General features: G+C 62.6%; 24 protein-coding genes. 16 read left to right on the top strand and 8 right to left on the bottom strand.

The genetic code is table 11. From position 1 onward, the window contains the following. Positions 1-567 precede the first annotated feature (567 nt). Complete coding sequence (yaaA, locus tag ACK3BK_RS20690) at positions 568-1347, bottom strand: peroxide stress protein YaaA (protein WP_063546032.1); 780 nt, start codon at positions 1345-1347, stop codon at positions 568-570. Positions 1348-1482: 135 nt separating this feature from the next. Here yaaA and ACK3BK_RS20685 point away from each other — a divergent pair, with 135 nt between their 5' ends. From ACK3BK_RS20685 to moaE, 5 genes are all read left to right on the top strand, one after another. After that, positions 1483-2610 carry a polysaccharide deacetylase family protein gene (locus ACK3BK_RS20685; RefSeq protein WP_411383199.1) on the top strand — a complete coding sequence of 376 codons (1128 nt, stop codon included), beginning with the start codon at positions 1483-1485 and terminating at the stop codon, positions 2608-2610. A 292-nt stretch (positions 2611-2902) separates the two neighbouring features. After that, positions 2903-4297, top strand: a complete 1395-nt coding sequence (locus ACK3BK_RS20680) for a PhoH family protein (RefSeq protein WP_186668120.1) — start codon at positions 2903-2905, stop codon at positions 4295-4297. 150 nt (positions 4298-4447) lie between these two features. Continuing rightward, complete coding sequence (moaC, locus tag ACK3BK_RS20675; protein ID WP_411383198.1) at positions 4448-4918, top strand: cyclic pyranopterin monophosphate synthase MoaC; 471 nt, start codon at positions 4448-4450, stop codon at positions 4916-4918. Beyond that, positions 4918-5163: a MoaD/ThiS family protein gene (locus tag ACK3BK_RS20670; protein ID WP_186711200.1), complete on the top strand. Its 246-nt coding sequence runs from the start codon at positions 4918-4920 to the stop codon at positions 5161-5163. Before moaC ends, ACK3BK_RS20670 begins: the two co-directional genes overlap by 1 nt. A 2-nt stretch (positions 5164-5165) precedes the next feature. Further along, a complete protein-coding gene (moaE, locus tag ACK3BK_RS20665; protein WP_186711201.1) occupies positions 5166-5612 on the top strand; it encodes a molybdopterin synthase catalytic subunit MoaE in 447 nt (148 codons plus the stop codon). A gap of 132 nt (positions 5613-5744) precedes the next feature. Here the strand turns inward: moaE and rhlB are convergent, their stop codons facing one another. Both rhlB and ACK3BK_RS20655 read right to left on the bottom strand, forming a co-directional pair. After that, positions 5745-7205, bottom strand: a complete 1461-nt coding sequence (gene rhlB / locus ACK3BK_RS20660) for an ATP-dependent RNA helicase RhlB (protein WP_186711889.1) — start codon at positions 7203-7205, stop codon at positions 5745-5747. A 114-nt stretch (positions 7206-7319) separates the two neighbouring features. After that, positions 7320-7976, bottom strand: coding sequence for an alpha/beta hydrolase (locus tag ACK3BK_RS20655; RefSeq protein WP_411383197.1), 657 nt, complete (start codon positions 7974-7976; stop codon positions 7320-7322). 336 nt (positions 7977-8312) lie between these two features. Here ACK3BK_RS20655 and ACK3BK_RS20650 point away from each other — a divergent pair, with 336 nt between their 5' ends. The 4 genes from ACK3BK_RS20650 to ACK3BK_RS20635 all read left to right on the top strand — a co-directional run bounded on the left by ACK3BK_RS20650 (position 8313) and on the right by ACK3BK_RS20635 (position 12470). After that, positions 8313-9341, top strand: a complete 1029-nt coding sequence (locus tag ACK3BK_RS20650) for an amino acid ABC transporter substrate-binding protein (protein WP_411383196.1) — start codon at positions 8313-8315, stop codon at positions 9339-9341. Positions 9342-9408: 67 nt separating this feature from the next. Continuing rightward, a complete protein-coding gene (locus tag ACK3BK_RS20645; protein WP_186668107.1) occupies positions 9409-10587 on the top strand; it encodes an amino acid ABC transporter permease in 1179 nt (392 codons plus the stop codon). 10 nt (positions 10588-10597) lie between these two features. Next, positions 10598-11695, top strand: a complete 1098-nt coding sequence (locus ACK3BK_RS20640) for an amino acid ABC transporter permease (protein WP_411383195.1) — start codon at positions 10598-10600, stop codon at positions 11693-11695. Positions 11696-11705: 10 nt separating this feature from the next. After that, the gene (locus tag ACK3BK_RS20635; RefSeq protein ID WP_054893975.1) at positions 11706-12470 is read left to right on the top strand and encodes an amino acid ABC transporter ATP-binding protein; all 765 of its coding nucleotides are present in this window, start codon (positions 11706-11708) and stop codon (positions 12468-12470) included. Positions 12471-12505: 35 nt separating this feature from the next. Here the strand turns inward: ACK3BK_RS20635 and algW are convergent, their stop codons facing one another. Then, positions 12506-13666, bottom strand: a complete 1161-nt coding sequence (gene algW / locus ACK3BK_RS20630; protein WP_186668103.1) for a Do family serine endopeptidase AlgW — start codon at positions 13664-13666, stop codon at positions 12506-12508. A gap of 207 nt (positions 13667-13873) precedes the next feature. On the opposite strand from algW, the gene ACK3BK_RS20625 reads away from it, so the two are divergent. The 3 genes from ACK3BK_RS20625 to cysN all read left to right on the top strand — a co-directional run bounded on the left by ACK3BK_RS20625 (position 13874) and on the right by cysN (position 17641). After that, positions 13874-14632 carry a Nif3-like dinuclear metal center hexameric protein gene (locus ACK3BK_RS20625; RefSeq protein ID WP_186668101.1) on the top strand — a complete coding sequence of 253 codons (759 nt, stop codon included), beginning with the start codon at positions 13874-13876 and terminating at the stop codon, positions 14630-14632. A 174-nt stretch (positions 14633-14806) separates the two neighbouring features. After that, on the top strand, positions 14807-15724 hold the full coding sequence (cysD, locus tag ACK3BK_RS20620; protein WP_186668093.1) for a sulfate adenylyltransferase subunit CysD: 918 nt from the start codon (positions 14807-14809) through the stop codon (positions 15722-15724). 15 nt (positions 15725-15739) lie between these two features. After that, positions 15740-17641, top strand: a complete 1902-nt coding sequence (gene cysN, locus ACK3BK_RS20615; protein WP_411383194.1) for a sulfate adenylyltransferase subunit CysN — start codon at positions 15740-15742, stop codon at positions 17639-17641. 61 nt (positions 17642-17702) lie between these two features. Here cysN and ACK3BK_RS20610 read toward each other — a convergent pair whose 3' ends face one another. The 3 genes from ACK3BK_RS20610 to ACK3BK_RS20600 all read right to left on the bottom strand — a co-directional run bounded on the left by ACK3BK_RS20610 (position 17703) and on the right by ACK3BK_RS20600 (position 18912). Next, positions 17703-17948: a bacteriocin immunity protein gene (locus tag ACK3BK_RS20610; RefSeq protein ID WP_186668089.1), complete on the bottom strand. Its 246-nt coding sequence runs from the start codon at positions 17946-17948 to the stop codon at positions 17703-17705. Further along, a complete protein-coding gene (locus ACK3BK_RS20605) occupies positions 17945-18265 on the bottom strand; it encodes an S-type pyocin (RefSeq protein WP_411383193.1) in 321 nt (106 codons plus the stop codon). Before ACK3BK_RS20605 ends, ACK3BK_RS20610 begins: the two co-directional genes overlap by 4 nt. Before the next feature lie 167 nt (positions 18266-18432). Further along, a complete protein-coding gene (locus ACK3BK_RS20600; protein WP_186718757.1) occupies positions 18433-18912 on the bottom strand; it encodes an Lrp/AsnC family transcriptional regulator in 480 nt (159 codons plus the stop codon). Positions 18913-19039: 127 nt separating this feature from the next. Here ACK3BK_RS20600 and ACK3BK_RS20595 point away from each other — a divergent pair, with 127 nt between their 5' ends. Then, complete coding sequence (locus ACK3BK_RS20595) at positions 19040-20236, top strand: methionine gamma-lyase (RefSeq protein ID WP_411383192.1); 1197 nt, start codon at positions 19040-19042, stop codon at positions 20234-20236. Between the two features lie 70 nt (positions 20237-20306). On the opposite strand, the gene ACK3BK_RS20590 is transcribed toward ACK3BK_RS20595, so the two are convergent. Further along, on the bottom strand, positions 20307-20744 hold the full coding sequence (locus ACK3BK_RS20590) for a YhcB family protein (RefSeq protein ID WP_054893983.1): 438 nt from the start codon (positions 20742-20744) through the stop codon (positions 20307-20309). Between the two features lie 135 nt (positions 20745-20879). Between ACK3BK_RS20590 and ACK3BK_RS20585 the strand changes: the two genes are divergently transcribed. From ACK3BK_RS20585 to zapE, 3 genes are all read left to right on the top strand, one after another. Next, positions 20880-21515 carry an alpha/beta hydrolase gene (locus ACK3BK_RS20585; protein WP_411383191.1) on the top strand — a complete coding sequence of 212 codons (636 nt, stop codon included), beginning with the start codon at positions 20880-20882 and terminating at the stop codon, positions 21513-21515. A gap of 25 nt (positions 21516-21540) precedes the next feature. Then, a complete protein-coding gene (locus tag ACK3BK_RS20580) occupies positions 21541-22890 on the top strand; it encodes a tryptophan--tRNA ligase (RefSeq protein WP_186711351.1) in 1350 nt (449 codons plus the stop codon). 179 nt (positions 22891-23069) lie between these two features. Beyond that, positions 23070-24164: a cell division protein ZapE gene (gene zapE, locus ACK3BK_RS20575; RefSeq protein WP_186668071.1), complete on the top strand. Its 1095-nt coding sequence runs from the start codon at positions 23070-23072 to the stop codon at positions 24162-24164. Positions 24165-24197 lie beyond the last annotated feature (33 nt).

Below are 24197 nucleotides of genomic sequence, written 5' to 3'. Positions count from 1 at the left end.
CCTGCTTGGACAGGCCGCTCGGGTATACCGAGGCGGTAGTCGAAGTTATCAGTGCAGGTATTTAGTACCTGCCAGTTGTCATCTGTAAGTCATCTCTCACGTTGCACGCTCGTGATTCGTTACGGGTGCTATGAGCGATCTGCGAAGGGAGAAGTTCCGGGGTGAGTGCAGGGCAGATGAAAGATTTCTAAATATTTTTTAAGCGCTAAATACTTTCAATTTGATAGCACGGATGGGTTTCGCCCCTGTATATAAAGGGCGAGATCAAGATGAGATGGTTATATGCCAGTATCGGAAAAATTTTTTCAAAATTCGTCAAAAAACTACGAACGGTCTTATGGCGTTTGGCGATAAGCTCGGGTCCGTCTGTTTTTTGGCGCCGGTAATTTGGCTTTTTGGGCGGGGCTTTCAGCGGTGCTGTACCTGTAGGAGCGGGCTTGCCCGCGAAAAGCACACCGCGGTGCCTGGCAGGGGCTATGCCCGTGTTCGCGGGCAAGCCCGCTACACAGGGAGATTGGGTTGGCCTTTAGATTTTGAGCAAGACAGTTGCCCCTACAAGCTCCAGGCCTAGTCAGCCGGGTGATCGCGCAGAAACACCAGGTGGTCAGGCTTCGATTGCTCGGCGCTGTAGTAGTACCCCTGCACATCGAAGCGCTTGAGCTGCTCGGGATCGTTGATGCGCTCCTGGATCACGAAGCGGCTCATCAGGCCGCGGGCCTTCTTGGCGTAGAAGCTGATGATCTTGTACTGGCCGTTCTTCAGGTCCTTGAAGTCGACGTTGATCACCCGCGCATTCAGGGCGTTCTTCTTCACGGCACTGAAGTACTCGTTGCTGGCCAGGTTCAGCAGCAGGTCATCGCCCTGTTCGGCCAGGGCCTGGTTCAGCCATTCGCTGATGCGCGTGCCCCAGAAGGCGTAGAGGTCCTTGCCGCGTGCGTTGGCGAGCTTGGTGCCCATTTCCAGGCGATAGGGCTGCATCAGGTCCAGTGGGCGCAGCAGCCCATAGAGGCCCGAGAGCATGCGCAGGTGTTGCTGGGCGTAGCTGAAATCGTCTTCGCCAAGGGTTTCGGCGTCCAGGCCCGTGTACACATCGCCCTTGAACGCCAGCAGCGCCTGCTTGGCGTTGGCGGGGGTGAAGTCTGGGGTCCAACTGCCGAAGCGCGCGGCATTGAGGCCGGCGAGCTTGTCGGACAGGTGCATCAGCTCGGCGATCTGGGCCGGCGACAGCTCGCGCAGTTGGGTGATCAACGTCTGCGAATCGTCCAGGTACTGCGGCAGGGTGTGGCGCTGGGTTACCGGCGGGGTGTCGTAGTCGAGGGTCTTGGCGGGGGAAATCACCGTCAGCATGGGGTCGGCTCCTGAAATCGTCGGCGACGATTCTACGGGGCCAGCAGGGCAACGCCAAACTATGCTGACGATAGTCACAGACCATCGCCGGGGCAGGCGCTATAGTGCGCATCATCCGTTTAGGGAGAACCGATCGTGCGCATTGCCTTCGCCGTGCTGGCCGGGTTGTTCAGCCTGGCTGTGCAGGCCGCCCCGTCCAATTCCGTCAGCTTCGACCGCAGCCATTGGCCCGAGCAGCTCGACAGCCCGGTGCTGTTCGACGTGGCATCGCGCGCACAGATCCTTTCCTTCGCCCAGGTGCTGCATGAAAGCGAGATGCTCGATGAGCGCGCCCTGGCGGCGCGCCTGGGGTTGCGGCAGATCAACCTGGCGGTGATTCGTTCGGTGCGGGCGCGCATGTGGCAGCGGTTGTGGGAAAACTTCCAGCAGGCCCAACTCAGTTGCGAGCAGGATGCCTCGTTCTGCTATCCGCTGGACTCGATGGCGGATTTGCGTACGCGTTCGGCAACGTTCGCTACAGATGTCGGCGAATTCTACAAGCAGTGGGTCGAGCCCAGTCATCAGTTCAATGTCCGCTACCTCGACGAACAGTTGCGCAAGGCAGCGTTGTTTCCACAGACCAGCAGCGAGATCGAGCGGTTGTCTAGCCGCGAGCGCAATGGCGATGAACTCAACGATCGGATGTTCCTGCTGACGTTCGTCGGCGGCCCCGGCCCGGTCGGCAGCAACACGGATCTGCTCACTGATTACCTGCGCCGGCAAAAGCTGGGCGCCACCTTCTTCGTGCTGGGCAACCGCGTGCAGCAGCGCCGCGACATGGCCCAGGGGGGGAATGTCGCGGCGCTTTACGCCGGGCAGTGCGTGGGGATTCAGGGCTGGGAGTATCGCTCCCACGCCCAGTGGCAGGGCTGGCAGGACTCCCTGCGGCGCAGCCAGGCGCAGGTGCAGGGTTTGATGCCCGAGCAGTACGTGCCGCTGTTCCGCCCGCCCTATGGGCAGCGCCGCGTCGACGGCGAGGCGTTCATGGCGGCGCAAGGGCTGCAGGTGTCACTGTGGGACATCGACGCCCAGGACGACAGCGCGCTGGATGCCGAGCAGTCGGCCCAGCGGGTGATGACCTTGATGCTGCTATGGCGCAAGGGTGTGATTCAGTTCCACGACACCCTGCCCAAGGCACAGCCGGCGCTGGAATGGCTGTTGCAGCACACGGCGCAGAGCGGGATCGGGTGGCAGGATTGCATGGAGTATGCGCATCTGCGCTAGGCATGAAATCCAGGGTCCAACATTGACTGTAGTCCCCCGTCACCTTATCGCCAAGCGCGGATCGTCATTCGGCAAAATAAACTTCACCGGAGCGTAAAAAGTCTTTTTTCCGTCACGCCTTTTGCGGTATGAAGGAATCGGACAGCCGATTCCTGCAGCACAGGTGGCGTCATCCAGGCCCTCCTTGCCAGGTGCGCTCCCCGCCCGTAACGACGCGGATACGGGGAGAACGGCGGTCACTCTGCGGTGCAGCCGAGCTGTGCCGTCCTGCTTTCACATAAGGTGACCGAGTATGGATGACCAAGGACGCAACCCTTCCTCCAACCAGCCAATCCTGTATGTGCTCGATACCAACGTCCTGATTCACGATCCCAACGCTTTGCTCAACTTCGAGGAGCACCACGTCGCCATACCGATGACGGTGCTGGAGGAACTCGACAAGCTCAAGACCGGTAAACAATCCATCGCCGCCGAATGTCGCCAGGCCATTCGCCTGATCGACCAGACCCTCGGCGATGCATCACCCACCGATGTCGAACAAGGGGTGCCGATCCAGCGTGGCAAGGGCGGGCCGAAGGGCTTCCTGTCGATCCTGATGAGCCCGCGCAACGAACCCAACCGGCTGCTGCCGGAGAACCTCAACGACAACATCATCATCAACCAACTGCTGGAGCTGCGCGCCAGGCGGGCTGACCTGGACGTGGTACTGGTCACCAAAGACATCAACATGCGCCTGAAGGCGCGTGCCTGTGGCATCGCTGCCGAGGACTACAGCACCGACCAACTGGTCGATGATGTGTCCTTGCTCTCGAAGGGCTACCACTCGGTCACCGGCTCATTCTGGGACCGGGTCAGCAAGGTCGACACCCGCCAGGAACGGGGCCGTACCTGGCATCGCGTACAACTGATCGATAACTTGCCGGCCGTGCACGTCAATGAGTTCATCATCGACGAGCAAGGCTTCGTTGGTTGGATCAAGGGCATTCGCGAGAACGAACTGCTGTTGCTCGACCTGCACCAGGAGCCGCTGCTGCATCAGGAAGCCTGGGGTCTCAAGCCCCGCGACATCCACCAGAGCCTGGCGCTGTTCGCCCTGCTCGATCCGGACATCCACCTGGTCAATCTCACCGGCGCGGCCGGTTCGGGCAAAACCATCCTGGCCTTGGCCGCTGCCATCGAGCAGACCATGGTCAGCAAGCGCTACCGGCGTATCATCGCCACCCGCAGCGTGCAGGGGCTGGACCAGGAGATCGGCTTCCTGCCGGGCACCGAGGCGGAGAAGATGGAGCCCTGGCTGGGCGCCATCACCGACAACCTCGAGGCGTTGCACATGGATGACGAAAGCACCCACGGCAGTGTCGAGTACATCCTCGAACGGGTGCCGTTGCAGTTCAAGTCGCTGAACTACATTCGTGGGCGCAGCTTCCAGCAGAGCCTGATCCTGATCGACGAATGCCAGAACCTCACCCCGCACCAGATGAAGACCATCATCACTCGTGCAGGCTCTGGCTCCAAGGTGGTCTGCCTGGGCAACCTGGCGCAGATCGACACCCCCTACCTGTCCGCGACCAGCTCGGGCCTGACCTACCTGACCGAGCGCTTCAAGGACTTCCCCCATGGCGTGCACATCACCTTGCAGGGTGTGCCGCGCTCGGTGCTGGCCGAGTACGCCGAGTCGCATCTGTAGGCCCGGCTGGTTCATTCGCAGGCAAGCCCGCTTCCACACGGTTGTGGGGGCGGGCAAGCCCGGTGATGAGGCCGAAGCTGCCGACACATTCCCCTGCGCAAACCTGACCCACAGGTTTACACTCTGCTTTCCCTTCACAGGAGCAGAGCAGTGCTGACTCATCTCGATTCCCAGGGGCGCGCCAACATGGTCGACGTCACTGAAAAGGCCGTGACCGCACGCGAGGCGATCGCCGAAGCGCGGGTGCGCATGTTGCCGCAGACCTTGCGGATGATCGTCGATGGCGAGCACCCCAAGGGTGACGTGTTCGCCGTGGCACGCATCGCTGGCATTCAGGCGGCGAAGAAGACCAGCGACCTGATCCCGCTGTGCCATCCGCTGATGCTCACCAGCGTCAAGGTGGAGCTGACTGGCGAAGGCGAAGATGTGGTGCATATCGTTGCCCGCTGCAAGCTGGCCGGGCAAACCGGTGTGGAGATGGAGGCGCTGACCGCTGCCAGCGTCGCGGCGCTGACGATCTACGACATGTGCAAAGCCGTGGACAAGGGCATGATAATCGAGCAGGTGCGCCTGCTGGAGAAGGTCGGCGGCAAGAGCGGCCACTACAAGGTGGAGGGGTGATGAAGATCAAGGCCCTCTATTTTGCCCGTTACCGTGAGGTGCTTGGCGTCGATGCCGAGCGCCTGGAAGGGGATTTCAAGGTGCTCGACGACGTGCGCCAGGCGCTGGTGGCCAAAGGCGGCGTTTACGCCGTATTGGCCGAGCAGAACCTGATGTGCGCGCGCAACGAAGAGCTGTGCAGGCTCGATGAGCCGGTCGAGGACGGCGATGAGCTCGCTTTCTTCCCGCCGGTGACCGGAGGTTGAGCATGGGCGTACGGGTACAGCAGGCGGCGTTCGACCCCGGTGCCGAAGTCAATGCCATGCACGCTGCCAATGTGGGCGTGGGCGCGGTGGTCGGGTTCGTCGGTTATGTGCGCGACTTCAACGACGGTCGCGAGGTGGCGGGGATGTTTCTCGAGCACTACCCGGGCATGACCGAGAAGGCCCTGGCCAAGATCCTGGTCGAGGCCGAGCAGCGCTGGCCCTTGCTCAAGGTCGAGGTGCTGCATCGCATCGGGGCGCTGGAGCCGGGTGAGCCGATCGTGTTCGTGGGGGTTGCCAGCGCGCATCGGCAGGCCGCGTTCGATGCCTGCAACTTCATCATGGATTACTTGAAGACCCGGGCGCCGTTCTGGAAGAAGGAGAACACTCAGGAAGGGCCGAGGTGGGTCGAAGGCAAGCAGAGTGACCAGGAGGCTGCCGGGCGCTGGTAGAACCTCTGTTTGATGGCCGGGGCGTTGCCCCGGTTCGCGGGCAAGTCGGGTCGCCGCACCGCCGCTCCCACAGGTGTCCCGCTGTCTTCAGGCCTGTGGGAGCGGGCTTGCCCGCGAAGAATCCAGCACCGATCAGTGATGCTTGCGCGGCACTGCCGTGAGCAATTCATCCGGCGGCATCTCGCACTTGATCTTGCGCCCCAGCAGTTCCTCGATCGCCGGCAACTGGTAGGAGTCATCCTCGCCGGCGAAGCTGATCGACACACCACTGGTGCCTGCACGCCCGGTACGGCCAATGCGGTGCACGTAGTCGTCCGGGTCTTCCGGCAGGGTGAAGTTGATCACGTGGCTGATGCCGTCGATATGGATCCCACGCCCGGCCACGTCGGTGGCCACCAGCACGGTGATGCGCCCTTCGCGGAAGCTTTCCAGGGTGCGGATGCGCTTGTGCTGCGGCACATCGCCCGACAGCTGGGCGGCATTGATGCCGTCGCGCACCAGCTTTTCCTCGATGCGCCGCACCTCGTCCTTGCGGTTGGCGAAGACCATCACCCGTTCCCACTTGTTCTGCGTGACCAGGTTGTACAGCAGCTTGTACTTGTCGCTGCCCGCCACGGCGTAGACGTGCTGCTCGACCGTCTCGCTGGCAACGTTCTCCGGCTCGATCTCGACGATGGCCGGGTCAGTGGTCCACTGCTTGGCCAGGTTCATGACGTCGTCGGTGAAGGTGGCGGAGAACAGCAGGGTCTGGCGTTCGCTCTTGGGCGGGGTCTGGCGGATGATCTGGCGTACCTGCGGGATGAAGCCCATGTCGAGCATGCGGTCGGCTTCGTCCAGCACCATCACCTCGACCATGTCCAGGTGCACTTCGCCGCGTTGCTGGAAGTCCAGCAGGCGGCCCGGGGTCGCGACCAGGATGTCGCAGTAGCGCTTTTCCAGGGCCTTGAGCTGTTTGTCGTACTCCATGCCGCCGACGAAGCTCATCACGTTCAGCCCGCTGTACTTGGTCAGGGCCTCGGCGTCCTTGGCGATCTGCACCACCAGTTCGCGGGTCGGGGCGATGATCAGCGCACGCGGCTCGCCCATGTAGCGCTCCTTGGGCGGCGGGGTCTGCTGCAGCTGCGAGATGATCGAGATCAGGAACGCGGCGGTCTTGCCGGTGCCGGTCTGGGCCCGGCCGATGGCGTCCTGGCCACGCAGGGTGTAACCCAGGACCTGAGCCTGGATCGGCGTGCAGTAGGGGAAGCCCAGGTCGTGGATGGCGTGCATCAGCTCGTTGGAGAGCTTGAAGTCGTGGAAGCGAGTCTTGCCTTCCTGGGGCTCGACCACGAAGTCCTCGGGCTTCCACAGGCTGGCCTGGGGTTTGGGTTTGCGCTCGCGGCGGGGCTTTTCCCGGGGCGGCTGCTCGGCAGGCGCGGCTTCGGCCTTGGCCACAGGTTCGGGCTGGCTGCGCGGCGCGGACTTCGCTCTTGACGGTTTCGGGGGCCGGGCCGGTGCGGGCTGAGGCGTGGGTGCAATCACGGGGGCAGCGGGCGCGACGGCCTGTGGGGCGGCGTCTCCCTTGCCGAATATTTTCTTGAGTGCCTTGAGCACGGTCGTCTCGTCAACTGGTTAAGGAATGTACGCCGGGCAGTGTAATGCAAGATTCAGGCTCGGCGTAGTATTCGCTGTAGTGCAATGCGCCAGTGGCTACAGGCGCTCGTCGGATTACTGCAGGCGCTTGGCCAGCCAGTCGTGGATATCGCTCAGTTCCTCGACCACCACTTCGTGTTCCATGGGGTATTCGTGCCAGCGTGCGGCGACGCCCCAGGTGTTCAGATACTCGAAGGCCGTACGGCCCATCGACGGGATCACCACCGGATCGTGCACACCGTGCAGGCACAGGGCCGGGGTGCGTTGCTGGCAGGCGCTGAGCTGATGGCCTTCGTTGAAGGTCGGGGCGTAGGTGGACAGGGCGATCACCCCGCCCAGCGCTTCCTGCCACTTTATATAGGCGGTGTGCAGCACCACGGCGCCGCCCTGGGAAAATCCGGCGAGGATGATCCGCGACAGGTTGATGCCCTTGGCCTGTTCGGCCTTGATCAGCGCGATGACCTGGTCGGCCGATTCTTCAAGCTGCGTCTCGTCGATAGCCCGGGCCGGAGTCATGGCCTTGATGTCGTACCAGCTCGGCATGGCATAGCCGCCGTTGATGGTGACGGGGCGGGTTGGCGCCTGGGGCATGATGAAACGGGTACTTGGCAGACGTTCCTGCATGAATTCGGCCACCGGTAGGAAGTCGTAACGGTCGGCCCCCAGGCCGTGCAACCAGATCACACAGGCGTCGGCGGTCTTCTGGGGTTCGAGAATCAGCGGGTTGGTCATGACTGCTCCGAAAAAGTGCGTAAGAACTTATTGAGTGCGTAAAAAGAAGGCGCTGGTGGTTAGTGCCATAAAAAGATGTCGCAACTCTACAACTTTACCCCCTTGACGCATGCTTAAACGCTTAAGGCGGTAACTATGGTACGCGCTTTGCTACGTTCGTACCGATGCGATGGACGGGGGCCTGAACGGTAACACCCGCCCACGTGGATGGAAGGCTGTCACAGAACAGCCCATTGCGCCAATTGACCCAAAAACAAGCCAACAAGGGTCGGATGCGCCTCATAAGGGTGCGGTGCAATTCCGGCTCGGTACAACAAGAGCATTTGGAGGTTGTTGATGAAGATGTTGAAAACCACGCTGGCAGTCCTGACCGCTGCCGCCACCCTGGGCACCGTGGGCGCCGCCCAGGCTGGCGCCACGCTCGATGCGGTACAGAAGAAGGGCTTCGTCCAGTGTGGCGTGAGCGACGGCCTCCCGGGCTTCTCCGTCCCTGACGCCCAGGGCAAGATCGTCGGCATCGACGCCGACGTCTGCCGCGCCGTGGCTGCCGCCGTGTTCGGCGACGCCACCAAGGTCAAGTTCAGCCAGCTCAACGCCAAGGAGCGCTTCACCGCGCTGCAGTCCGGCGAAGTCGACGTACTGTCGCGCAACACCACCTGGACCAGCTCGCGTGACGCTGGCATGGGCCTGGTGTTCGCCGGTGTCACCTATTACGACGGCGTAGGCTTCCTGGTGAACAAGAAGCTGGGCGTTTCCAGCGCCAAGGAACTCGATGGCGCGACCATCTGCATCCAGGCCGGTACCACCACCGAGCTGAACGTCTCCGACTACTTCCGCGCCAATGGCCTGAAGTACACCCCGATCACCTTCGACACCTCCGACGAGAGCGCCAAGTCGCTGGAATCCGGTCGTTGCGACGTGCTGACTTCCGACAAGTCGCAGCTCTACGCACAGCGCTCCAAGCTGGCTGCCCCGACCGAGTACGTGGTGCTGCCGGAAACCATTTCCAAGGAGCCCCTGGGCCCGGTCGTGCGTAAAGGCGACGAAGAGTGGTTCAGCATCGTCAAGTGGACCCTCTACGCCATGCTCAACGCAGAAGAAGCAGGCGTGACCTCGAAGAACGTCGAGGCCGAAGCCAAATCCACCAAGAACCCCGACGTCGCTCGCCTGCTGGGTGCCGACGGCGAGTACGGCAAGGACCTGAAGCTGCCCAAGGACTGGGTGGTGCAGATCGTCAAGCAAGTGGGCAACTACGGTGAAGTGTTCGAGAAGAACCTGGGCAAGAGCACCCCGCTGGAAATCGACCGCGGCCTGAATGCCCTGTGGAACAACGGCGGCATCCAGTACGCACCGCCTGTGCGCTGATGGCTGCCCCCCGCGACGGCATCCGGCCGTCGCGGGTCGTTCGACTCCCTTCTTTTCGGGGCATTTCATGCAAAATCATATCGGCGCACGGAAAGGGTTATCCCTGAGCGATCCACGTGTGCGCGCGTGGCTGTTCCAGATCATCACGGTCGTGGTCGTGATCGGCCTGGGCTGGTACCTCATCCACAACACCCAGACCAACATGCAGCACCGAGGTATCACCTCGGGCTTCGACTTTCTCGAGCGCAGTGCCGGTTTCGGCATCGCCCAGCACCTGATCGGCTACACCGAAGCCGACACCTATGCACGGGTGTTGCTGGTCGGCCTGCTCAATACCCTGCTGGCAAGCGTCATCGGCATCATCATCGCCACCGTGCTTGGCTTCGTCGTCGGCGTTGCCCGGTTATCCTCGAACTGGGTGATCAGCAAGCTGGCGGCGGTGTATGTCGAGACCTTCCGTAACATTCCACCGCTGCTGCAGATCCTGTTCTGGTACTTCGCGGTATTCACCGCGCTGCCGGGGCCACGGGGCAGCATCAATATCGATGACCTGTTCTTCATCAGCAGCCGTGGCGTGAACATGCCGGGCGCTTCCATCGGCGAAGCTTTCTGGCCGTTCGTCGTGGCGCTGCTGCTGGCGGTCGTGGCAATCGCCCTGATGGTGCGCTACGCCAACAAACGCTTCGATGAAACCGGCCAGCCGTTCCACAAGTTCTGGGTGGGGCTGGCGCTGCTCTTTGGCATTCCCGGCGTCTGCGTGTTGCTGTTCGGCAACCCGCTGCAGTGGGAAGTGCCGCAGCTCAAAGGTTTCAACTTCGTCGGCGGTTGGGTGCTGATTCCCGAATTCCTCGCGCTGACCCTGGCGCTGTCGATCTACACCGCCGCCTTCATTGCCGAAATCGTGCGCGCCGGTATCCGCTCGGTCAGCCATGGCCAGACCGAAGCCGCCCGTTCGCTGGGCCTGCGCGAAGGTCCGACCTTGCGCAAGGTGATCATTCCGCAGGCGATGCGGGTGATCATCCCGCCGCTGACCAGCCAATACCTGAACCTGACGAAGAACTCGTCGCTCGCGGCGGTCATCGGCTATCCGGAACTGGTGTCGCTGTTTGCCGGTACGGTGCTGAACCAGACCGGCCAGTCGGTCGAGGTCATGGCGATCACCATGGGTGTGTATCTGACGATCAGCATCAGCATCTCGTTGCTGATGAACTGGTACAACAAGCGCATTGCGCTGATCGAGCGGTGAGGACAGGCGCATGACTTCCCATGTTTTCAAACCCGATATGCCGCCACCGGTGAAGACCGTCGGCGTGCTGGCGTGGATGCGCGCCAACCTGTTTTCCAGCTGGATCAACACGCTGTTGACCCTGTTCGCGGTCTACCTGGTCTGGCTGATCGTGCCGGCACTGCTGCAGTGGGCGTTCCTGGACGCCAACTGGACGGGCACGACCCGCGCGGACTGCACCAAGGACGGCGCTTGCTGGGTGTTCATCCAGCAACGCATCGGCCAGTTCATGTACGGCTATTACCCGAGCGAGTTGCGCTGGCGGGTCGACCTGACCGTGTGGCTGGGCGTGATCGCCGCGGCACCGCTGTTCATCCGCCGCTTCCCGCGCAAGGTGCCCTACGGTATTGGTTATCTGGTGCTGTATCCGATCCTCGCCTACCTGCTGTTGCACGGTGGCAGCTTCGGCCTGACGCTGGTGCCGACCTCGCAATGGGGCGGGCTGATGCTGACCCTGGTCATTGCCACCGTGGGCATCGCTGCGGCCTTGCCGTTGGGCATTCTGCTGGCCCTCGGGCGGCGTTCGAGAATGCCGGTGGTCAAGGCGGTCTCGGTGACCTTCATCGAGTTCTGGCGCGGCATTCCACTGATTACCGTGCTGTTCATGTCGTCGGTGATGCTGCCGCTGTTCATGCCCGAGGGCACGAGCTTCGACAAGCTGCTGCGAGCGATGATCTTCGTGATCCTGTTCGAGTCGGCCTACATCGCCGAGGTGGTTCGCGGCGGCCTGCAGGCGATTCCCAAGGGGCAGTACGAGGCGGCCGCGGCGATGGGGCTGGGCTATTGGCGTGCCATGGGCCTGGTGATCTTGCCGCAAGCCCTGAAGCTGGTGATCCCCGGCATCGTCAACACCTTCATCGCGCTGTTCAAGGACACGAGCCTGGTGATCATCATCGGCCTGTTCGATCTGCTCAACAGCACCCGGCAAGCCACGGCAGACCCTGCCTGGCTTGGCATGGCGACCGAGGGCTACGTATTCGCGGCCCTGGTCTACTGGATTTTCTGTTTCGGTATGTCCCGCTACTCCATGCACCTGGAGCGCAAGCTGGACACTGGCCACAAGCGTTAGGAGTTTCGAAATGAGTGAAGCGATCAAGCAGCCCGCCGGCCCCGAAGGCATCATCCAGATGCAGGGCGTGAACAAGTGGTATGGCCAGTTCCATGTGCTCAAGGATATCAACCTGAACGTACGCCAGGGCGAGCGCATCGTCCTGTGCGGGCCGTCCGGCTCGGGCAAGTCCACCACCATCCGTTGCCTGAACCGGCTGGAAGAGCACCAGCAGGGGCGCATCGTCGTCGATGGCGTCGAGTTGACCAACGACCTCAAGCAGATCGAGGCGATCCGCCGTGAAGTCGGCATGGTGTTCCAGCACTTCAACCTGTTCCCGCACCTGACCATCCTCGAGAACTGCACCCTGGCACCGATGTGGGTACGCAAGATGCCCAAGCGCAAGGCCGAGGAAATCGCCATGCATTACCTGGAGCGTGTGCGTATTCCAGAGCAGGCGCACAAGTTCCCGGGGCAGTTGTCCGGTGGCCAGCAGCAACGTGTGGCCATTGCCCGCGCGCTGTGCATGAAGCCCAAGATCATGCTGTTCGACGAGCCGACTTCGGCACTCGATCCGGAGATGGTCAAGGAAGTGCTCGACACCATGGTCGGCCTGGCAGAAGACGGCATGACCATGCTCTGCGTGACCCACGAGATGGGCTTTGCCCGCACCGTGGCGAACCGGGTGATCTTCATGGACAAGGGGGAGATCGTCGAGCAGGCCTCGCCGGATGACTTCTTCGACCGGCCGCGCAGTGACCGGACCAAGTTGTTCCTGAGCCAGATCCTGCACTGATATGACTGGGGCCGCAAAGCGGCCCCATGTTGCTGTTACTTTTCTTCTTTGGTCGCCACCGGCGCTGGTGGCGGCCGCAGGCCCACCTCGGCAATCAGCTTCAGTTGCTTGCCATTGCGCATCACTTCGATGCTGATCTTCTCGCTCGGTTTGATCCGCGCCACCTGGTTCATCGACTTGCGACCATCGCCGGCCGGCTCGCCATTGATGCTCATGATTACGTCACCCAGTTGCAGCCCCGCACGCTGGGCTGGGCCGTCGCGGAAAATGCCGGCGACCACGATACCCGGACGCCCCTGCATGCCGAACGACTCGGCCAATTCCTCGCTCAATGGCTGCACCTCGATGCCCAGCCAGCCTCGAATCACCTGGCCATGTTCGACGATCGACTTCATCACCTCCAGCGCCAGCTTGGCGGGAATGGCGAAACCGATGCCCTGCGAACCACCGGATTTGGAGAAGATCGCGGTGTTGATGCCGATCAGATTGCCGTTGGCGTCGACCAGCGCACCGCCGGAGTTGCCCGGGTTGATGGCCGCGTCGGTCTGGATGAAGTCTTCGTAGTTGTTCAGCCCCAGCTGGTTGCGGCCGGTGGCGCTGATGATGCCCATGGTCACGGTCTGGCCGACACCGAAGGGGTTGCCGATGGCCAGGCAGACATCGCCGATGTGGATGTTGTCGGAGCGGCCGATGGTGATGGCGGGCAGGTTCTTCAGGTCGATCTTCAGCACCGCGAGGTCGGTTTCCGGGTCGCTGCCGATGACCCGGGCCAGGGTCTCGCGGCCATCCTTGAGCGCTACCACGATCTGGTCGGCACCGCTGGTCACGTGGTTGTTGGTCAGCAGGTAGCCTTCGGGGCTCATGATCACCGCCGAGCCCAGGCTCGATTCCCAGCGTCGCTGCTTGGGCAGGTTGTCGCCGAAAAAGCGGCGGAACTGCGGGTCTTCGAACAGCGGATGGGCGCTCTTGTTGACCACTTTGGTGGTGTACAGGTTGGCGACGGCGGGCGCCGCCAGGGTGACGGCGTCGGCATAGCTGACCGGGCCCTGCATGATCCGCGAAGTCTGCGGTGCCTGTTGCAGGTTGACGTCCTGGCTGGGCAGGCCGACCCATTCCGGGAAACGCTGGATGATCAGTGCGGCGATCAGTACGCCGGTGAGCAGGGGCCAGCCAAAGTAACGCAAAGCCTTGAGCATCGAATGAATCCTGGAAATAGGGCGAGGGCCGTGGCGCAAACGCGCGCGATCATACACCTCGGTGATCGGCGATGGTATGGATTGCGGTGCAGCTTTCGCGGACAAGTCGGGGCGCCGGTTTCCCCGAACCCGGCGACGGCCCATAATGGCGCTCAGTATACGAGGCCTGGCGCCCGTTGAAGCACCGAATTACAAGGAGATTTTTCCATGGCCGTCGCCCTGAGCACCCTGGTCGAGGAAGCCGAGCGCTACCTGTCCAGTGCCAAGATCCAGGATTATTGCCCCAACGGCCTGCAGGTCGAGGGGCGTCCGCAGGTCAGTCGTATCGTCACGGGCGTCACGGCCAGCCAGGCCTTGCTCGACGCTGCAGTCGAAGCCGAGGCCGACCTGGTGCTGGTCCACCACGGCTACTTCTGGAAGGGCGAGAGCCCATGCATCACCGGGATCAAGCAGCGGCGCATCAAGACCCTGCTCAAGCATGACATCAGCCTCCTGGCGTTCCACCTGCCGCTGGACGTGCACCCTGAGGTGGGCAACAACGTGCAGCTGGCGCGCCAGCTCGACATCACCGTCGAAGGCCCGCTCGATCCCGAAAACCCTCGAGTGGTCGGCCTGATCGGCTCCCTCGCCGAGCCCATGTCGGCCGGCGATTTCGCCCGCCGCGTGCGCGAAGTCATGGGCCGCGAGCCGCTCGTAGTCGAGGGCGAGGGGACGATTCGCCGGGTGGGGTGGTGCACCGGTGGCGGCCAGGGCTATATCGACAACGCCATCGCCGCGGGTGTCGACCTGTTCATCAGCGGAGAGGCCTCCGAGCAGACCTACCACAGTGCGCGCGAGAACGGCATCAGCTTCATCGCTGCGGGGCACCATGCCACCGAACGCTACGGGGTGCAGGCGCTGGGCGACTACCTGGCCAAGCGCTTTGCCCTGGAGCACCTGTTCATCGATTGCCCGAATCCAATCTAGTCGGGCGGGGCCCTGTAGCAGGCTCAGCCCGCGACAGGGTCCTCAAACCCCCAGTCATATCATTAGACCGTTTCGATCTAGCAGCCCTCCTAAATAGAATCAGGCGCTGTGATAAAGTGGCTCGCTCGAACACGGCCCGCTGGCCGTCCATAAGATCGTTTTTCGTGAGTAGCCATGGTCGACAAACTGACGCACTTGAAACAGCTGGAGGCGGAGAGCATCCACATCATCCGCGAGGTGGCCGCCGAGTTCGACAACCCGGTGATGCTGTACTCGATCGGCAAGGACTCCGCCGTGATGCTGCACCTGGCGCGCAAGGCCTTCTTCCCGGGCAAGCTGCCGTTCCCGGTGATGCACGTCGACACCCAGTGGAAATTCCAGGAGATGTACCGCTTCCGCGACAAGATGGTCGAGGAAATGGGGCTGGAGCTGATCACCCACGTCAACCCCGAGGGTGTGGCGCAAGGGATCAATCCCTTCACCCACGGTAGCTCCAAGCACACCGACATCATGAAGACCCAGGGCCTGAAGCAGGCGCTCGACAAGCATGGTTTCGACGCCGCCTTCGGTGGCGCGCGCCGCGATGAAGAGAAGTCGCGGGCCAAGGAGCGCGTCTACTCGTTCCGCGACAGCAAGCACCGCTGGGACCCGAAGAACCAGCGTCCGGAGCTGTGGAACGTCTACAACGGCAAGGTCAACAAGGGCGAGTCGATCCGCGTCTTCCCGCTGTCGAACTGGACCGAGCTGGACATCTGGCAGTACATCTACCTCGAAGGCATCCCGATCGTGCCGCTGTACTTCGCTGCCGAGCGTGAAGTCATCGAGAAGAACGGCACCCTGATCATGATCGACGACGATCGCATCCTCGAGCACCTCAGCGCCGAGGAAAAGGCACGTATCGTCAAGAAGAAGGTGCGTTTCCGTACCCTGGGCTGCTACCCGTTGACGGGCGCTGTCGAGTCCGAAGCCGAAACGCTGACCGACATCATTCAGGAAATGCTTCTGACGCGTACTTCCGAGCGTCAGGGCCGAGTCATCGACCACGATGGCGCCGGCTCCATGGAAGACAAGAAACGTCAGGGCTACTTCTAACTTCAGGGTTACTCCATGTCGCACCAATCCGATTTGATCAGCGAAGACATCCTCGCTTATCTGGCTCAGCACGAGCGCAAAGAACTGCTGCGTTTCCTCACCTGCGGCAACGTGGATGACGGCAAGAGCACCCTGATCGGGCGCCTGCTGCACGATTCGAAGATGATCTACGAGGACCACCTCGAGGCCATCACCCGCGACTCGAAGAAGTCCGGCACCACTGGCGAGGAAGTCGACCTGGCGCTGCTGGTCGATGGCCTGCAGGCCGAACGCGAGCAGGGCATCACCATCGATGTCGCCTACCGCTACTTCTCCACCGCCAAGCGCAAGTTCATCATCGCCGACACCCCGGGCCATGAGCAGTACACCCGCAACATGGCCACCGGCGCCTCGACCTGCGACCTGGCGATCATCCTGGTCGATGCCCGCTACGGCGTGCAGACCCAGACCCGCCGCCACAGCTACATCGCCTCGCTCCTGGGCATCAAGCACATCGTGGTCGCGATCAACAAGATGGACCTCAAAGGCTTCGACGAGCAGGTCTTCGAGTCGATCAAGGCCGACTACCTGAAGTTCGCCGACGCCATCGACCTGAAACCGTCGAGCCTGCACTTCGTGCCGATGTCGGCGCTCAAGGGCGACAACGTGGTCAACCGCAGCGAGCGTTCGCCGTGGTACACGGGCCCGGCGCTGATGGAGATTCTCGAGACCGTCGAGGTTTCGGCTGACCGCAACGTCACCGATCTGCGTTTCCCGGTGCAGTACGTCAATCGTCCGAACCTGAACTTCCGTGGCTTCGCCGGCACCATCGCCAGTGGCGTGGTGCACAAGGGCGACGACATCGTGGTGCTGCCGTCGGGCAAGAGCAGCCGGGTCAAGTCCATCGTCACCTACGAGGGCGAGCTGGAGAACGCAGGCCCAGGCCAGGCCGTGACCCTGACCATGGAAGACGAGATCGACATCTCCCGTGGTGACCTGCTGGTGCATGCCGACAATGTCCCGCAGGTGGCCGACCAGTTCGACGCCATGCTGGTGTGGATGGCCGAGGAGCCGATGCTTCCGGGCAAGAAGTACGACATCAAGCGCGCCACCAGCTACGTGCCGGGCTCGATTGCCAGCATCACCCACAAGGTCGATGTGAACACCCTGGAGCAGGACGCCGCCAGCGCGCTGCAGTTGAACGAGATCGGCCGGGTCAAGGTGTCGCTGGACGCCGCCATTGCCCTGGACGGCTACGACAGCAACCGCACCACCGGTGCGTTCATCGTCATCGATCGCCTGACCAACGGCACCGTGGGCGCCGGCATGATCATCGCCCCGCCGGTGCTGCCGCACGGCAGCACTGGCCAGCATGGCAAGCTTGCTCACGTGTCCACCGAGGAGCGCGCCCTGCGTTTCGGCCAGCAGCCGGCCACCGTGCTGTTCAGTGGCCTGTCGGGCGCCGGCAAGAGCACCCTGGCCTATGCCGTGGAGCGTAAGCTGTTCGATATGGGCCGTGCGGTCTATGTGCTCGACGGCCAGAACCTGCGCCATGACCTGAACAAGGGCTTGCCGCAGGATCGCGCAGGTCGCACCGAGAACTGGCGTCGCGCCGCCCACGTGGCGCGCCAGTTCAACGAAGCCGGCCTGCTGACCCTGGCCGCCTTCGTCGCCCCGGATGCCGAAGGCCGCGAGCAGGCCAAGGCGCTGATCGGCAAGGAGCGCCTGGTGACCGTCTACGTTCAGGCTTCGCCGCTGGCGTGCCGCGAGCGTGACCCACAGGGCCTGTATGCCGCCGGTGGCGACAACATCCCGGGCGAAAGCTTCCCGTTCGACGTGCCGCTGGATGCTGACCTGGTGATCGATACCCAGAGCACCAGCGTCGAGGAAGGCGTGAAGCAAGTGCTGGATGTGCTGCGCCAGCGCGGCGCGATCTGACGCCCGATGCTGCACCAGAAACCCCGCTTCGGCGGGGTTTTCTGTTGAGGGCCAGACCCGTTCAGGCCAGCCCATTGTCCTGCCGCCACGTCATCACCTTTTGCACGATGCACTTCGCCGACTCGCTTGTGCCTGATTCAGGGTGATAGATGAGGTCTGACCCCTGCGGGTGAGCGGTGATGTCGATGAAGTGCTCCAGCAACCCATCCTGGAAACTTGCCGAGCCTTGTGCGGTGATCAGCACTTCGACCAGTGATTCGAACTCGTCAGGCGCATAGTCGCTCAACTGCTGCCTGAAGGTGATCATTCCTCGACCTCCGAGGACAGCGCATATTGCAGGGCGCTCATGATCCGCATGTTGTCCATGTCGTACACCACTGCGCTGAGCGCCGGCGGCAACAGGTGGCAGACCTGGTAGGAGCGCAAGCCTCTGGCCGTTTCACCAAAGGGCGCGCGAGGCGCCCAGCCTTTCTTGATCCGGTTCAACTGCGATTCGACGAATTGCTTCGAGAGTACCGGGTCTTCGGCGATGGTCATCCAGAAGGTGCTGGAGAACTGGTCGAAGCTTGTGAAATGTTGCCCGGCGAGCTTTTGGGCGATGTGAGTGGGGATGGGTGTGGCCATGTCGTTCGGGCTCCTTGTGCACGACAGGGTGAGGTGCCCCATGATCAACGCTTGGTCAGCCAGGGAATAGATTCCGATTGCCGAGTTCTGCGCGGGTTGTTTTCTTGTGCCGAGTCAGAAAACTCCGCTACTGGTGTCGTCCAGGGCTGGCACCCTGCGCAAGACGCCTAGATATGCTTCTCCCCCACCGGAATCACCCGCCTTTCCTTCACCGCCTTGTACGAAAAACTCGAATAGATCTCCTTCACCCCGGGCAGTGTCTGCAGCACTTCGCGGGCGAATTCGCCGAAAGACTCCAGGTCCCGCGCGAGGACCTCCAGGAGAAAGTCATAGCGCCCCGAGATGTTGTGGCAGGCGACGATTTCCGGGATTTCCATCAGGCGCTTCTCGAAGGCGCGGGCAGCGTCCTTGTTGTGCGATTCCATCATGATGCTGACGAACGCTGTGACGCCAAAGCCCAGAGACTTGGGCGAAAGGATGGCCTGGTAGCCGGTGATATAGCCGCCTTCTTCCAGCAGCTTGACCCGCCGCCAGCAAGGCGAAGTGGTCAGGGCAACCTGGTCGGCGAGTTCGGCGACGGTGAGGCGGGCGTTGTCCTGCAGCGCGCCGAGCAGGGCGCGGTCGGTTCGGTCCAGAGGGGCTGGCATGGTGTGCCCTTTTTTCGGTCTGATTGTTGTTTTTGTTCCAGAACTGCCGATGTTCACGGGGCAATTTGGAAAAAAATCCGGGGTACCAAGGCATAAGCTTAGAACAAACAACAAGGAGGCTGTTGTCATGCGCGCTGCCGTCGATAAGACCGGTTTTTCCACGCGGGCCATTCACCATGGCTACGACCCGCAGTCCCATGGTGGCGCGCTGGTGCCGCCGGTCTACCAGACCGCGACCTACGCTTTCGAAAGCGTCGAGTATGGCGCGGCCTGCTTTGCCGGAGAGCAGGGCGGACACTTCTATAGTCGGATCTCCAACCCGACCCTGGCCCTGCTGGAGCAGCGCATGGCGTCGCTAGAGGGCGGCGAGGCGGGGCTGGCCCTGGCTTCGGGCATGGGTGCCATCACCTCGACGATGTGGACCCTGCTGCGCCCGGGGGATGAGCTGATCGTCGGCGACACCTTGTACGGTTGCACTTTTGCTTTCCTGCACCATGGCATCGGCGAGTTCGGCGTGAAGGTGCGGCATGTTGACCTGAACGATCCGGTCGCGCTCGAGGCTGCGATCACTTCCAGCACGCGGATGATCTATTTCGAGACCCCGGCCAACCCCAACATGCACCTGGTGGACATCGCCGCCGTGTTGGGTGTGGCGCGCCGGCATGACCTGCTGGTGGTGATCGACAACACCTATTGCACCCCCTATCTGCAACGCCCGCTGGAGCTAGGCGCGGACCTGGTGGTGCATTCGGCGACCAAGTACCTCAGTGGCCACGGCGATATCACCGCCGGGCTGGTGGTGGGGCGCAAGGCGCTGATCGACCGGATTCGCCTGGAAGGCTTGAAGGACATGACCGGCGCCGTGCTGTCGCCGCATGGTGCATCGCTGCTGATGCGTGGTATGAAAACCCTGGCCCTGCGCATGGACCGCCATTGCAGCAACGCCCTGCGCGTGGCGCAGTTCCTGGAGCGTCATCCACAGGTCGAGCTGATTCATTACCCGGGCCTGCCGAGCTTTGCGCAGTTCGGCCTGGCGCAGCGGCAGATGCGTTTGCCGGGCGGGATGATTGCCTTCGAACTCAAGGGCGGCATCCAGGCGGGGCGACGCTTCATGAACGCGTTGCAGTTGTTCAGCCGCGCGGTGAGCCTGGGGGATGCCGAGTCATTGGCGCAGCACCCGGCGAGCATGACCCATTCGAGCTACACGCCCGAGGAACGAGCGCAGCATGGGATCTCCGAGGGGTTGGTGCGGTTGTCGGTGGGCCTGGAGGATGTCGACGACCTGCTGGCGGATCTTGGGCAGGCCCTCGGGAGCCGTGTTTGAGTTAAGTGATGGCCACTTTTCACGGGCACAAAAAAGGCCGCTTTACGCGGCCTTCGTCATGCTTGCTGGGTCAGCGCTTGAGGCCGTAGCTCTCGTCGAGCATGCCCGGCGAGTTCGGCGCCTTGGGCGCGTAGTCGCGTGGGACTTCGGCGGTATCCTTCGGCGGTGTCAGGCGATCGCGCGGACCTTGTGCGGCTTCGGAGTGCAACGACGCGAGCAGGCGCTGGCGGGTCAGCTCGTCCAGGGCCAGGCGATTGGCCCCGTCAGCCAGGTGATCCTGCACATCCTGGTAGCTCTGGGTCAGTTTCTTGACCAGAGAAGCCGTGCTGTTGAAGTGGGTGACCACTTCGTTCTGGTAGTTGTCGAAACGCTGCTGGATGTCGTCCAGCTGGCGTTGCGTACTGCTGGGAGCCGCGTTGGGGAGAAGGCGGGCCAGGGCGAAACCGACGACGACACCAACGACCAGTGCCAGGGTCGGCAGCAACCAAACAAGGAGCGAGTGTTCCACGAGTCCTTCCTCTATAAACGGCTTTGCTTTACGTTAACGGCTCAGACCTGCGCTGTATACCGCGAGCGATCGCAAATCAGAACAGAATTCCTCCTCTAGACGAATCGACCCCCCACGAGGTCACGGAGTAGTGCCTTGCTTGTCCGCGAAACCCCCATGTTCATCGATGGCCCCAGTGGCCCGCTGGAAGCCTTGTACCTGGACGTGACCGATGCCCGCGGCGTGGTGCTGATCTGCCACCCCAACCCGGTCCAGGGTGGCACCATGCTCAACAAGGTGGTCTCGACGCTGCAGCGCACGGCTCGCGATGCGGGCTACAGCACCCTGCGCTTCAACTACCGTGGCGTCGGCCAGAGCGCCGGCAGCCACGACATGGGCGCTGGCGAAGTGGCCGATGCCGAGGCCGCCGCGGCCTGGCTGCGCGCCACACATCCTGAGCTGGCGCTGGTACTGATGGGCTTCTCGTTCGGGGGCTTCGTCGCCGCCAGCCTGGCCGGGCGGCTGGAACGCGCCGGGAGCGAGTTGCAACATCTGTTCATGATTGCCCCGGCGGTGATGCGCCTGACCGCCGACTTCCCGCTGCCCGAGCGCTGCGCCCTCACCGTGGTCCAGCCTGAAACCGACGAGGTGGTCGACCCTGCGTTGGTCTATGAATGGTCCGACGCACTGACGCGCCCCCATGAGCTGCTGAAAGTGGCAGAATGCGGACACTTCTTCCATGGCAAGCTGACCGATCTGAAGGATCTGGTGCTGCCGCGTCTTTCGAACTGAGCCAAGCCTGAATAAGCGATCACCCATGACCACGCGCATTCTCACCGGTATCACCACCACCGGCACCCCGCACCTGGGCAACTACGCCGGCGCCATCCGTCCGGCGATCCTCGCCAGCCAGCAGCCCGGTGCCGACTCGTTCTACTTCCTGGCCGACTACCACGCCCTGATCAAGTGCGACGACCCGCTGCGCATCCAGCGCTCGCGCCTGGAAATCGCCGCCACCTGGCTGGCCGGCGGCCTGGACCCGGACAAGGTCACCTTCTACCGCCAGTCCGACATTCCTGAAATTCCCGAGTTGACCTGGCTGCTGACCTGCGTGGCGGCCAAGGGCCTGCTCAATCGCGCCCACGCCTACAAGGCCTCGGTCGACAAGAACCTGGAAAGCGGCGAAGACCCGGATGCCGGCGTGTCCATGGGCCTGTACAGCTACCCGGTGCTGATGGCCGCCGACATCCTGATGTTCAACGCACACAAGGTTCCGGTCGGTCGTGACCAGATCCAGCACGTTGAAATGGCCCGTGACATCGGCCAGCGCTTCAACCACCTGTTCGGCCAGGGCAAGGAGTTCTTCGTTCTGCCCGAGGCGGTGATCGAGGAAAGCGTGGCCACGCTTCCAGGCCTGGACGGTCGCAAGATGTCCAAAAGCTACGACAACACCATCCCGCTGTTCACCAGCGCCAAGGACATGAAGGACGCCATCTCGCGCATCGTCACCGACTCGCGTGCGCCAGGCGAGGCGAAGGATCCGGACAACTCCCACCTGTTCACCCTGTACCAGGCCTTCGCCAGCGCCGCACAAGCCGGCGAGTTCCGCGAAGAGTTGCTGCAGGGCCTGGGCTGGGGCGAGGCGAAGAGCCGCCTGTTCCAGTTGCTCGACGGCCAGTTGGCCGAGAAGCGCGAGCACTACCATCAACTGATCTCGCGTCCGTCGGACCTGGAAGACATCCTCCTGGCCGGCGCAGCCAAGGCCCGCAAGATCGCCACGCCGTTCCTCGAGCAGTTGCGTGAGTCGGTGGGCCTGCGCTCCTTCCGCAGCAGCGTCCAGGTCAACGCCGAAGTGAAGAAGAAGGCTGCCAAGAGCGCGCGCTTCGTCAGCTTCCGCGATGAAGACGGCAGCTTCCGCTTCCGCCTCCTGGCCGCCGATGGCGAGCAATTGTTGCTGTCGCGCAGCTTCGCCGACGGCAAGAGTGCAGGCGCGGTGAGCAAGCAACTGCAGCAGGGTGGCGAGGCGGATGTGCGTGTAGATGGCCTGGGCTTCAGCCTGTGGCTCGATGGCGAGCAGGTGGCCGAAGGCCCGCAGTTCGCCGATGCAAGCGCCCGTGATGCGGCGGTGCTGAGCCTGCGTGAGGCGTTGGCGCCCCAGCAGGACTGAAACAGGGACCTGTAGGAGCGGCGGTTCGGCGCTCCGACTTGCCCGCGAAGCAGGCGCCGCGTTGCATGGCACCGGCCATGCCGGTGTTCGCGGGCAAGCCCGCTCCTACAGACTGATTGCCATTAAGCGGGCCGGTCGCTACAGTGACGGCCCGTTTTTTGTTGCCTCGCTAACGAATCATGACGCCCCTAGAACGATATCAAGCAGATCTGAAACGCCCCGATTTCTTCCATGACGCGGCGCAGGAAACGGCGGTGCGTCACTTGCAGCGCCTTTACGACGACCTGGTCGCCGCGCAGAGCAACAAGCCGGGCGTGTTCGGCAAGCTGTTCGGCAAGAAGGAGCAGACACCGGTCAAAGGCCTGTATTTCTGGGGCGGGGTAGGGCGTGGCAAGACCTACCTGGTCGACACCTTCTTCGAGGCGCTGCCGTTCAAGGAGAAGATGCGCACCCACTTCCACCGCTTCATGAAGCGTGTGCACGAGGAAATGAAAACCCTCAAGGGTGAGAAGAACCCGCTGACCATCATCGCCAAGCGCTTCTCCCAGGAAGCCAAGGTGATCTGCTTCGATGAGTTCTTCGTGTCCGACATCACCGACGCCATGATCCTCGGCACCTTGATGGAAGAGCTGTTCAAGAACGGCGTCTCTTTGGTGGCCACCTCCAACATCGTGCCGGACGGCCTGTACAAGGACGGCCTGCAGCGTGCGCGTTTCCTCCCGGCCATCGCCATGATCAAGCAGTACACCGATGTGGTGAACGTCGACAGTGGCGTTGACTATCGCTTGCGCCACCTGGAGCAGGCCGAGCTGTTCCACTTCCCGCTCAACGAAGCTGCCCACGAGAGTCTGCGCGCCAGTTTCAAGGCCCTGACCCCCGATTGCACCCAGGCGGTCGAGAACGACGTGCTGATGATCGAGAATCGCGAGATCCACGCGTTGCGCACCTGTGACGACGTCGCCTGGTTTGACTTCCGCGCCTTGTGCGATGGGCCACGCAGCCAGAACGACTACATCGAGTTGGGCAAGATCTTCCATGCCGTGCTGCTGAGCAACGTCGAGCAGATGGGCGTCACCACCGACGACATCGCCCGCCGCTTCATCAACATGGTCGACGAGTTCTATGATCGCAACGTCAAACTGATCATTTCGGCCGAAGTCGAGCTCAAGGACCTGTACACCGGCGGGCGCCTGAGCTTCGAGTTCCAGCGTACGCTCAGCCGACTGCTGGAAATGCAGTCCCACGAGTTCCTGGCTCGCGCGCACAAGCCCTGAAGCCGTACCTGTCCCCTGGCAGGCGCGGGCTTG

It is taken from the genome of Pseudomonas sp. L7 (assembly GCF_046605565.1).
GTDB lineage: Bacteria > Pseudomonadota > Gammaproteobacteria > Pseudomonadales > Pseudomonadaceae > Aquipseudomonas > Aquipseudomonas wayambapalatensis.
The sequence above is the reverse complement of the archived record's forward strand: the minus strand, read 5'-3'. Positions and strand labels throughout refer to the sequence as shown.

What these genes read in the sequence shown, in the direction of transcription:
- yaaA (WP_063546032.1), bottom strand. Translation starts at nt 1,347, where the DNA reads ATGCTGACGGTGATTTCCCCCGCCAAGACCCTCGACTACGACACCCCG.
- ACK3BK_RS20680 (WP_186668120.1), top strand. Translation starts at nt 2,903, where the DNA reads ATGGATGACCAAGGACGCAACCCTTCCTCCAACCAGCCAATCCTGTAT.
- ACK3BK_RS20670 (WP_186711200.1), top strand. Translation starts at nt 4,918, where the DNA reads ATGAAGATCAAGGCCCTCTATTTTGCCCGTTACCGTGAGGTGCTTGGC.
- moaE (WP_186711201.1), top strand. Translation starts at nt 5,166, where the DNA reads ATGGGCGTACGGGTACAGCAGGCGGCGTTCGACCCCGGTGCCGAAGTC.
- ACK3BK_RS20655 (WP_411383197.1), bottom strand. Translation starts at nt 7,976, where the DNA reads ATGACCAACCCGCTGATTCTCGAACCCCAGAAGACCGCCGACGCCTGT.
- ACK3BK_RS20650 (WP_411383196.1), top strand. Translation starts at nt 8,313, where the DNA reads ATGAAGATGTTGAAAACCACGCTGGCAGTCCTGACCGCTGCCGCCACC.
- ACK3BK_RS20645 (WP_186668107.1), top strand. Translation starts at nt 9,409, where the DNA reads ATGCAAAATCATATCGGCGCACGGAAAGGGTTATCCCTGAGCGATCCA.
- ACK3BK_RS20640 (WP_411383195.1), top strand. Translation starts at nt 10,598, where the DNA reads ATGACTTCCCATGTTTTCAAACCCGATATGCCGCCACCGGTGAAGACC.
- ACK3BK_RS20635 (WP_054893975.1), top strand. Translation starts at nt 11,706, where the DNA reads ATGAGTGAAGCGATCAAGCAGCCCGCCGGCCCCGAAGGCATCATCCAG.
- algW (WP_186668103.1), bottom strand. Translation starts at nt 13,666, where the DNA reads ATGCTCAAGGCTTTGCGTTACTTTGGCTGGCCCCTGCTCACCGGCGTA.
- ACK3BK_RS20625 (WP_186668101.1), top strand. Translation starts at nt 13,874, where the DNA reads ATGGCCGTCGCCCTGAGCACCCTGGTCGAGGAAGCCGAGCGCTACCTG.
- cysD (WP_186668093.1), top strand. Translation starts at nt 14,807, where the DNA reads ATGGTCGACAAACTGACGCACTTGAAACAGCTGGAGGCGGAGAGCATC.
- cysN (WP_411383194.1), top strand. Translation starts at nt 15,740, where the DNA reads ATGTCGCACCAATCCGATTTGATCAGCGAAGACATCCTCGCTTATCTG.
- ACK3BK_RS20610 (WP_186668089.1), bottom strand. Translation starts at nt 17,948, where the DNA reads ATGATCACCTTCAGGCAGCAGTTGAGCGACTATGCGCCTGACGAGTTC.
- ACK3BK_RS20605 (WP_411383193.1), bottom strand. Translation starts at nt 18,265, where the DNA reads ATGGCCACACCCATCCCCACTCACATCGCCCAAAAGCTCGCCGGGCAA.
- ACK3BK_RS20600 (WP_186718757.1), bottom strand. Translation starts at nt 18,912, where the DNA reads ATGCCAGCCCCTCTGGACCGAACCGACCGCGCCCTGCTCGGCGCGCTG.
- ACK3BK_RS20595 (WP_411383192.1), top strand. Translation starts at nt 19,040, where the DNA reads ATGCGCGCTGCCGTCGATAAGACCGGTTTTTCCACGCGGGCCATTCAC.
- ACK3BK_RS20580 (WP_186711351.1), top strand. Translation starts at nt 21,541, where the DNA reads ATGACCACGCGCATTCTCACCGGTATCACCACCACCGGCACCCCGCAC.
- zapE (WP_186668071.1), top strand. Translation starts at nt 23,070, where the DNA reads ATGACGCCCCTAGAACGATATCAAGCAGATCTGAAACGCCCCGATTTC.